Genomic DNA, 9,451 nt, shown 5'->3' with positions numbered 1-9,451 from the left:
CGGTGTCGCGCGGGACCGACAGCGCCTTCGCCGCCGACTCGGAGCCGTGGCCTCGCTCGAAGAGCCCGATCGCCGCCTTCCTGGCCACGATGTCGTGCTTCACCCTCAAGTCGACACGCATAAAAAGCCTCCCATTTCTCATGTCCAAGAAATGGGAGGCAGTTCACACTTCGTGCGGCGGGGGTTTTGCGTCCTGCGGAGTGTTCTGAAAAATAACTTCAGGGCGGGCCCTGCGGCAACTCGGCAGGGGGACCGGACATAAGCGTCTACCTGCGCATTTACAAATTCGTAAATTTTTTTGAAAAAGTGCTTGCACAGTTCTCGAATCATAGGTTATTATCTTCCTCGTTGAACGCGCGGGTCCAACAAAACGAACCGTGAATCAACAACATAGCATGTCGGAGTGGCGGAATTGGCAGACGCGCTAGCTTGAGGTGCTAGTGACCGCTTTTTGGTCATGCGGGTTCAAGTCCCGCCTCCGACACCATCGCATTTGAGAAGCCTCTTCGGAGGCTTTTTTGTTACCGATAGACGGTGGGGTCCACGATGGAAACGCTTGAACGCAACGAGTGGGCAGACGTTGCCCAACTAGTCGAGATCACGAGCGATGCTGTCATCATCTGCGAGCTCGACGGAACCATTCTGCATGTGAATAATCGCTTACTTGGTTTGATGTGCGAAGAACGTGCCGATGTCGTCGGTGGAGATGTTAAAGACGTCCTGTACTCGTCCGCTTTTGAACGTGCGACGGAACATCGTCTGCCATTTGAAACTGATGGCTCCGAGAACGAACTGATGCTCAAGCTGAGTGACGGCTCCTTTATCCCCGTCTTGGTTCGTGCGGGCTCCGTAACGCCTCCACGCATCTTTGGGCGCCGCGCGCCACGTGTTCTGGTGGCGCTCCATAGCATCGAAGAACAGTATTCGCACGACCGTCAGCTCAAGCGTGCGCTTTCGGAGCTTAGAGTGGCGAACAAGCGCCTCTCTGGCACGCTCTCGGTCATTATGAGTACCGTGGGCTCCGATGAGCTGCCCAGCCTACTTGATACCGTTTTGAACCAGCTTGTAGGAACGCTCGATGCTTCGGGTGCCGCTATCTATTTTTCTGAGAGCGGCGGTTTTAAACTTCGCGGTGTTTCCAAGGAGCTGTACGACAGCTACCTGCCTGAGTTTTTGCCGTATGGCGCTGGCATTCCGACGTATGTTCTTCGTGAGTCGCGTGCCTGTCGCTTATCGATTCAACAGGACCTTGAGGGTGATAAGGCCGCCTCCGGTATGTTCATGGACTTGGACAATCGTTCTAAGCACCTGTTGCGCATGCAGGATATGCCTCCGTACCGCAGCGAGATCTGTCTTCCCGTTTTTTACGGTACGCAGATCCTTGGCGTGCTGGAAGTTGGTTGGAAACGCCCTCAGGCACCGCTCGCCTATGACGTTAATGTGCTTGAGGTCATTTGTGATTACCTATCTATCCAGCTGGTCGGCATGGCATCGAGCCTTCGCTCCCGTCGCACGGCCGAGCTTGGCCGCTCGCTCAATGTCTTGCGTGATGAGTTGTTTACCTTTCTAGACGATTCCGCCGCGGCTACCCAGGCGGTATCGTCCGAGATCTGCAATATGCTTAACTGCCATTTTTGCCCTGTTGAGTATGACGCCAGTCTGGATTCCTACGTCATAGATTTTGAAGGCGGCAGTCGCGTTGCCTTGCCGGACGATCCCGAGAAGCTTTTCTTTTCCACGACGGCGCCAGCGGCACGTCTGGGGGCTGGCCCTGATGGCTTTGAGGCATCTGTTTTGGGAGGTGCGAGTGCCGAGGACCTTAAACACGTCCGTATAACTCGCGTTGACGAATCGATGCCTATGGGAGGCTGGCTTAGGGCGCATGGTCTGCCTTGTCAGGGTCTCTACGTCGACTCCGGCATCGAGGCGGGGCGCCCGCGCTCTGAGGGTGATGGCAAGCACAGTAACGACGCGATTGTTCCTGCTTCTGTTGCGAAGAGCCCGACGACGCGCGCGCTGCTGCTTCGTGATGGTAGCCAAGAGCCGATTGATGATCTTGAATATGACTACTTGGTGCACTTGGCGCATGACTTTGAACTGATCTACGAAGGCGAATCTCAAAAACGCGAGGAGCGCCATATCGCTCAGACCCTTCAGATCGGCATGAGAAATTCCCTGGGGGATGTTCCGGGTATCGCAACCGATTCGGTGTACCTGTCGGCCACGAACTCAGCGTTAGTCGGCGGCGATTTCTATACGCTCATCCGTCTTCCCGACGACTGCGCCGTCATGATTCTGGGCGATGTGTCTGGCAAAGGCATTGAGGCTGCATCGATGTCCGCGCTCGTCAAGACGGCCCTGACGGCATATGCCTGGGAGGGCGCTGGACCGGCCCGCATGGCACGCTCCCTTAACAGCATGCTCATGGGCTTCTCGAGGGTCGAGACGTTCGTGACGGCCTTTATCGCCAAGATTGACCTTAAAGCCGGACGCGCAACGTATTGTTCGGCGGGCCATCCTCCGACCATGGTCATTAGGCCAGAGTCGATGCCGCTGGGTGGCGGCGAGGCTCGTGGGGGAGAGGTCGAGCTGCTTGGGTGCCAATCGGGCGTGATCGGTGCCTTTGAGAGCATGGTCTACGAGACGGGCGTGTTTACATTCGCTCCTGGTGACATGCTATTTATGTATACCGACGGAACAATCGAAGCACGTGATCGCTCGGGTGCTTTCTTTGGCGAACAACGCCTTCGCGACCTTCTGCTCTCTGTCTCGGGTGAGGGCGTATCGGGAATCTGCGGCAAGGTTTTGGGCGAGCTTGACCGCTTTACCGAGTCGGCGCTGAACGATGACATCGCGCTGGTCTCCCTTGAGTTTTTACGGGGTCGATCGTAGGTCACGACGCCTGACGGGCAAAATCCCTACGGTTGAAGAAACGTGTGCATCGAGCGAGCTCTTTTGGGGAACCATGGTCGTATGAATGAGTGGAATGGCATAGCGGTTTTGACGCCACCGGGCGATATCGACATCGCCTCGGTGCCCGCACTGCGCCGACGGTTGGATAATTTGATCGACCGGGGCGTGCGTCGTGTTGTCATCAATTGCCAGACCGTGGGCTTTATCGACTCGACGGGTTTGGCGTTTTTGCTTACACGTGCTAGAGAGCTTATGAGGCATGAGGGGCTGCTTTCGCTCGTTAACGCCTCCGATGAGGTCGTTCGCTTTTTGGAAATTGCCCGGCTTGTCGACATCCTTCATGTCGCGGGCCCGGCGCGGGAGTCGATTCCCGCCATTCCGGTGGGGGAGTTGCCGCGATGGAGCAAGAGCGTCGAAGTGCAGCGAGGCATCGAGAATCTCCCGTATTATCGGCACCGTGTGGCCGAGCTCCTCGAATCGCTTCCCCTGAGGCGTGACGAGCGCTACGATGTCGCATTGGCGTCGGGGGAGGCGCTGGGTAATGCCTATGACCATGCAGGCGGTATTGGGTGCGTCCTGACGGTTCAGGCCTATGGCGATCGCGTTGTGGTTGAGGTGCTTGATCGAGGTGCCGGCTATTCTATCGATGAAACGAGCGAACCGGTCGCATCTGAGGAGCGCGGCCGTGGTATCAAGCTTATGCGTATGCTCGTCGATAACGTGGAGGTTGCTCGTCGTACGGACGGCGCCGGCACGCGCGTGCAGATGGTGAAGCTGTTTAGCGGAGCGCTGGAATCGTGTGCCTAGCCAATCGCTTTAGCGCGTTTAGCTACTAAGAACATGCGGCAGACAAGTTTTTTGAAAAAAGTACTTGCGTCTTTTGGACAACTCGCGTAAATTAATAACCCGCAAGCGGACATGGCTCAGTTGGTAGAGCACAACCTTGCCAAGGTTGGGGTCGCGGGTTCGAGCCCCGTTGTCCGCTCCATTGCATTTTCGGACCGTTTAGGCGGTCCTTTTTCGGCGAAGTGGCCAAGTGGTAAGGCAGAGGCCTGCAAAGCCTTTACCCCCGGTTCGAATCCGGGCTTCGCCTCCAGGCAACATCCGGGCGCTCCGGCGCCCGTTTTGTTTTACATATGCGGACATGGCTCAGTTGGTAGAGCACAACCTTGCCAAGGTTGGGGTCGCGGGTTCGAGCCCCGTTGTCCGCTCCAAACGCAACAGCCCGGCTACCACGGTAGCCGGGCTTTTTTGTATCCATCGCATGGGCTCGAACCCGAGAGGGAGCGAGCGTTTTGGGTCGTGGCTGTGGCGTTGTTTGCTGCGAATGTCAGCTTTGGGCGTATCATCGTGGGCATCTCACAAAACCTCGTTGCAAGGGAGGCACGCCCCATGGCTACAGAAAAGTCTTCTTCGCGTTCATGGATGTCCGATGCCGCGATCTATCAGATCTACCCGCGCTCGTTTAAGGATTCGACTGGTTCGGGTCTGGGCGATATCGCGGGCATTACCCAGCAGATGGACTATCTTGAGCGGCTGGGTATCGAGGCCATCTGGCTGAGCCCGTTTTACCCATCGCCTCTTGTCGATGGTGGCTATGATGTGGCGGACTACTGCGATGTCGATCCACGTCTCGGCTCGCTTGACGACTTCGATGACATGATCGCTGCGGCTCACGCGCGCGGCATCAAGGTCATCGTCGACATCGTGCCCAACCATTCATCCAGCCAGCACCCCTGGTTCAAAGCCGCTCTTGCCGCCGGCCCCGGATCGCCCGAGCGCGCCCGTTATATCTTCCGCGATGGTCGCGGCGAGCATGGCGAGCTGCCTCCCACCAATTGGAATGCCAACTTTGGCGGCCCCGCATGGACGCGTGTTGCGGACGGTCAGTGGTATCTGCACATGTTTACGCCCGAGCAGCCGGACTTTGACTGGTCATGCCCTGAGGTTCACGCGCTCTTTTGCGACGTCCTGGCGTTTTGGAGCGATCGAGGCGTCGACGGTTTTCGCATTGATGTGGCGCAGGGTCTCGCCAAGGATCTCGACCGCGATGACCTCGACCGGTGGCATCTCGCCGAGGGCGATGACATGGTTGACGACGGCACCCATCCGCTGTGGGACCGCAATGAGGTCCACGAGATCTATCGCGAGTGGCGCCGCGTGTTCGACCGCTATAATCCGCCGCGCAGTGCCGTTGCCGAGGCGTGGGTGTTGCCCGAGCGCCAGTATCTCTACGCGCGTCCCAGTGAGCTTGGCCAGACATTCAACTTTGAGTTTGCCAAGGCCACTTGGACCTATGATGACATGCGCACTGCAATCGAGAAGGGCTTGAAGGCAGCCGTCGAATCCGATTCCGCCTCGACCTGGGTACTCTCCAACCACGACGTGCCGCGCGTGGCGACACGTTATGCCCTGCCGCAAATCAAGGCGACGCGCTACCATCAGATTGCGCTCGACTGGCTCTTACGTGACGGGTCGTCTTATGACGAGGACCGTGAACTCGGCGAGCGCCGCGCGCGGGCGGCCCTTTTGCTTGAACTGGCGCTTCCGGGCTCGGCATACGTGTATCAGGGTGAGGAGCTCGGCCTTTTTGAGGTGGCTGATATCCCGTGGGCTGCACTCGAAGACCCTACTGCGACCAATACGCACGGACCGAAGCGTGAGAAGGGGCGCGACGGCTGTCGTGTGCCCCTGCCGTGGGTGGCGGCGGACGATCCCGCGCATGGCGGATCGTTTGGGTTTTCGCCGGCAGACGCCGATGCAGCGCCCCATCTGCCGCAGCCTGCATGGTTTTCCGATTATGCTGCCGATAGGGAAGAAGTGGACCCGACATCGATGCTTGCGCTCTATCGTGACGCCCTCTGGCTGCGGCGCAAGCTGCGCGGGTGCGCCAACGATCTTGCGTGGCTCGATCTTGACGGGCGCACCGGTCTTGCGGATGGTGCCGAGGGCGCTGAGGGCGGCGTCATCGCCTATCGCCGCGATAACGGCTGGGCGTGTGTGACGAACTTCGGTGCAGCACCCGTGGAGCTGCCGGCGGGCAGGGTCCTGCTCACCTCATCACCGCTTGCAGACGGCAGGCTCGCACAGGACAGCTCTGCCTGGATCATGCTCGGTGAGATGTAGGGACATCTCGCTGCGAGCCTGCGTTTGTCCGCGCCTTTCGTGACGACTGATGCCCTCGCGAGAGCGTCGCAAAACTTTTTAAAAAAAGTTCTTGCATTTGGGTGGATCATCCCGTATATTAAATCCTCGCAGGCGGACATGGCTCAGTTGGTAGAGCACAACCTTGCCAAGGTTGGGGTCGCGGGTTCGAGCCCCGTTGTCCGCTCCATTTGGGCGTTTAGCTCAGGGGGAGAGCGCTTCCCTGACACGGAAGAGGTCAGAAGTTCAAATCTTCTAACGCCCACCAAATGTTCGCAGCTCAGAGGCTATGTCCTCTGGGCTGTTTTGTTTTGGTCGCCAAATGGGTCGCCAAATTACGAGTTTTTTGGTCTTCCGGGATGCTTCTCAGTCGTCATCCGAGGAAACTCTCGTCTTTTCCGTTTGCATACACATATCTTTCAAGGATTCATGCCGCGTTGCATGGGGCTCGGCAGGACACGACCGCAACATGTTGGTCAAGCATAATCTTTTGGATTCTTTTGGCGTGAGCGGCTTGGTTTTGGTAGGATTTGTCAGCGGCTTGACTAAGGGGGTTTTATAACTGCCGTGCAGGTAGCCGTGTTGGTAACGTTTTACCGACTTGCCAAGAACCCCTCATTTTTAATGCGTCTGCAAAATGACTAATTGCTTTGACCTGCCGAAACACTATATGTTGTGTTTGACCTAAAAAAAGAATACAGGATATAGATGCCTCTTTGTCGTATGATAGATGGCGGACAGAGAACGAAGACCTTAACTGCCTCTTTTGAACGTGTCCTTGAGCCGCTTGATCGGCTCCAGGGAATGTCCGCATGGAGGCTTATGGTTTATCGAGAACACAGATTGCGCGACGGCGCCGCAAGACAGGGGCAAGCCCTGCCGGGCATCGTTTGGCTCTGAAGCGCAATGAGGCTACGACGCGAAAGAGGCAAGAGGATGAAGATCATCAAGCGCAGCGGCACCGAGGTTGTCTTTGACATCGATAAGATCGTCAATGCCATCCGCGCCGCCAACTTGGAGGTCGAGGAGAGCTCTCGTCTAACCGACCGCCAGGTGGTTTATGCGGCGCAAAACGTCGCCGAGGCATGCGAGAACGCGGGCCACACCGTTTCGGTCGAGGAGATCCAGGATTTGGTCGAGGACGAGATCATGCGTCTCGACTGCTACGAGGTTGCCCGCCACTACATCATCTATCGCTATGTTCAGAGCCTGAAGCGCCAGAAGAACACGACCGACGACAAGATCCTGTCGCTGATTGAGTGCAACAACGAAGAGGTCAAGCAGGAGAACTCCAACAAGAACCCGACCGTCAATTCCGTTCAGCGTGACTACATGGCCGGCGAGATCTCCAAGGACCTGACTCAGCGTGTGCTGCTGCCCCAGGAGATTGTGGATGCTCACAATGAGGGCCTGATTCACTTCCATGATTCGGACTACTTTGCCCAGCACATGCATAACTGCGACCTGGTGAACCTGGAGGATATGCTCCAGAACGGTACTGTTATCTCGGGTACGCTGATTGAGAAGCCGCACAGCTTTTCGACCGCTTGCAACATCGCGACGCAGATCATCGCCCAGGTTGCTTCCTCCCAGTACGGTGGCCAGTCGATTTCGCTGACCCATCTCGCCCCGTTCGTCGAGGTGAGCCGTCAAAAGATTCGCGGCGAGGTCGCCCGCGAGCTCGAGGAGCTCGGCGTTTCCGCATCTCCCGAAAAGGTCCGCGAGGTTGTTGAGGATCGCCTGCGTGACGAGATCCGTCGCGGCGTCCAGACGATTCAGTATCAGGTCGTGACCCTTATGACCACCAATGGCCAGGCGCCGTTCGTGACGGTCTTTATGTATCTTAACGAGGCCCGTACGCCTCAGGAGAAGCACGACCTTGCCATGATTGTTGAGGAGACGCTTCGCCAGCGCTACGAGGGCGTTAAGAACGAGGCCGGCGTTTGGATTACCCCGGCATTCCCCAAGCTTATCTATGTACTCGAGGACGATAACGTTCACGAGGATTCCCCGTACTTCTACCTGACCCAGCTGGCTGCTAAGTGCACCGCCAAGCGCATGGTACCCGACTACATCTCCGAGAAAAAGATGCGCGAGCTCAAGCTGTCGAAGGGCGAGACCGCCGGCAACGGCGATTGCTACACCTGCATGGGTTGCCGCAGCTTCCTGACGCCCGACCGTTCGGGCAACGGCTTCAACAATGTCGCCAACGCGCTGAACTATGACCCGACCAAGCCTAAGTACTATGGTCGCTTTAACCAGGGTGTTGTGACCATCAACCTGCCCGATGTCGCACTGAGCTCGCATCAGGATATGGACAAGTTCTGGAAGATCTTCGATGAGCGCCTTGAGCTGTGCCACCGTGCCCTGCTGTGCCGTCATGAGCGCCTGATGGGTACGCTTTCTGACGCCGCACCGATTCTGTGGCAGTACGGTGCCCTCGCCCGCCTGAAGAAGGGCGAGACGATCGACAAGCTGCTCGTGGGCGGTTACTCCACCATTAGTCTGGGTTATGCCGGCCTGTATGAGTGCGTTAAGTACATGACGGGCCACAGCCACACCGAGAAGGAGGGCACGCCCTTTGCCATGGCCGTCATGCAGCGCATGAACGACAAGTGCGCCGAGTGGAAGGCCGAAAGCGATATTGACTTCTCGCTGTACGGTACCCCGCTTGAGTCGACGACCTACAAGTTCGCCAAGTGCCTGCAGCGTCGTTTTGGCATCATCCCGGGCGTGACGGACAAGGGCTACATCACCAACAGCTACCACGTCCACGTGTCCGAGGAGATCGACGCATTCGACAAGCTTAAGTTCGAGGGTATGTTCCAGCAGCTTTCGCCGGGCGGTGCCATCTCCTACGTCGAGGTTCCCAACATGCAGGACAACCTCAAGGCTGTCATTCGCGTGATGCAGTACATCTACGACAACATCATGTACGCCGAGCTCAACACCAAGAGCGACTACTGCCAGGTGTGCGGCTACGACGGTGAGATCAAGATTGTCGAGGATGACGGCAAGCTGGTGTGGGAGTGCCCCAACTGCGGCAACCGCGATCAGGAGAAGATGAATGTCGCCCGTCGTACGTGCGGCTACATCGGTACTCAATTCTGGAACCAGGGCCGAACCGAGGAGATCCGCGACCGCGTGCTGCATCTCTAATACCGCTCCGGGGCTGAGCCGGGAGGGCCGCTTGGGCATTTGCTCGCTATTTCGGACAGTCCTGCGCAAGACGAAGGCCACATTAAGTGGCCTTCTTTGCGTGCGGAACTCATATCGAGCAAAAGCCCAAGCGGCCCTCTCGGCTCAGCCAAGTTGACGTAGCTGAGATACGGCATGCGGTCTGCTCACTCCTCGAAGTTCTAAGCGGAAATGAGTTGACTTGCAACAACGCTTT

At 57.4% G+C, this 9,451-nt stretch carries 4 protein-coding genes and 6 tRNA genes; all 10 read left to right on the top strand.

Annotation, left to right across the window (positions count from 1 at the left end; translation table 11 throughout):
- The first annotated feature begins 397 nt into the window (after nucleotides 1-397).
- The 10 genes from GDJ93_RS04700 (at nucleotide 398) to nrdD (ending at nucleotide 9,216) form a co-directional block, all read left to right on the top strand.
- A tRNA-Leu gene (locus GDJ93_RS04700) sits at nucleotides 398-487 on the top strand.
- A 59-nt stretch (nucleotides 488-546) separates the two neighbouring features.
- Complete coding sequence (locus GDJ93_RS04695) at nucleotides 547-2,892, top strand: GAF domain-containing SpoIIE family protein phosphatase (protein WP_152067926.1); 2,346 nt, start codon at nucleotides 547-549, stop codon at nucleotides 2,890-2,892.
- A gap of 81 nt (nucleotides 2,893-2,973) precedes the next feature.
- Nucleotides 2,974-3,720, top strand: coding sequence for an anti-sigma factor antagonist (locus tag GDJ93_RS04690; protein WP_152067925.1), 747 nt, complete (start codon nucleotides 2,974-2,976; stop codon nucleotides 3,718-3,720).
- A gap of 105 nt (nucleotides 3,721-3,825) precedes the next feature.
- A tRNA-Gly gene (locus GDJ93_RS04685) sits at nucleotides 3,826-3,901 on the top strand.
- A gap of 34 nt (nucleotides 3,902-3,935) precedes the next feature.
- Nucleotides 3,936-4,009, top strand: a tRNA-Cys gene (locus GDJ93_RS04680).
- Nucleotides 4,010-4,051: 42 nt separating this feature from the next.
- A tRNA-Gly gene (locus tag GDJ93_RS04675) sits at nucleotides 4,052-4,127 on the top strand.
- Nucleotides 4,128-4,305: 178 nt separating this feature from the next.
- Nucleotides 4,306-6,039: a glycoside hydrolase family 13 protein gene (locus GDJ93_RS04670; protein ID WP_152067924.1), complete on the top strand. Its 1,734-nt coding sequence runs from the start codon at nucleotides 4,306-4,308 to the stop codon at nucleotides 6,037-6,039.
- A 132-nt stretch (nucleotides 6,040-6,171) separates the two neighbouring features.
- A tRNA-Gly gene (locus GDJ93_RS04665) sits at nucleotides 6,172-6,247 on the top strand.
- Between the two features lie 3 nt (nucleotides 6,248-6,250).
- Nucleotides 6,251-6,325: transfer RNA gene (locus GDJ93_RS04660), tRNA-Val, on the top strand.
- Nucleotides 6,326-6,993: 668 nt separating this feature from the next.
- A complete protein-coding gene (gene nrdD / locus GDJ93_RS04655; protein ID WP_152067923.1) occupies nucleotides 6,994-9,216 on the top strand; it encodes an anaerobic ribonucleoside-triphosphate reductase in 2,223 nt (740 codons plus the stop codon).
- Nucleotides 9,217-9,451: the final 235 nt, after the last annotated feature.

The organism is Collinsella aerofaciens, from assembly GCF_902501475.1.
Lineage (GTDB): Bacteria > Actinomycetota > Coriobacteriia > Coriobacteriales > Coriobacteriaceae > Collinsella > Collinsella aerofaciens_AL.
This window is presented reverse-complemented; position numbering and strand designations above follow the sequence as displayed.

Bases quoted from the DNA above. Each gene is read 5' to 3' on its own strand.
- GDJ93_RS04690 (WP_152067925.1), top strand. From the start codon at position 2,974: ATGAATGAGTGGAATGGCATAGCGGTTTTGACGCCACCGGGCGATATC.
- nrdD (WP_152067923.1), top strand. From the start codon at position 6,994: ATGAAGATCATCAAGCGCAGCGGCACCGAGGTTGTCTTTGACATCGAT.
- GDJ93_RS04695 (WP_152067926.1), top strand. From the start codon at position 547: ATGGAAACGCTTGAACGCAACGAGTGGGCAGACGTTGCCCAACTAGTC.
- GDJ93_RS04670 (WP_152067924.1), top strand. From the start codon at position 4,306: ATGGCTACAGAAAAGTCTTCTTCGCGTTCATGGATGTCCGATGCCGCG.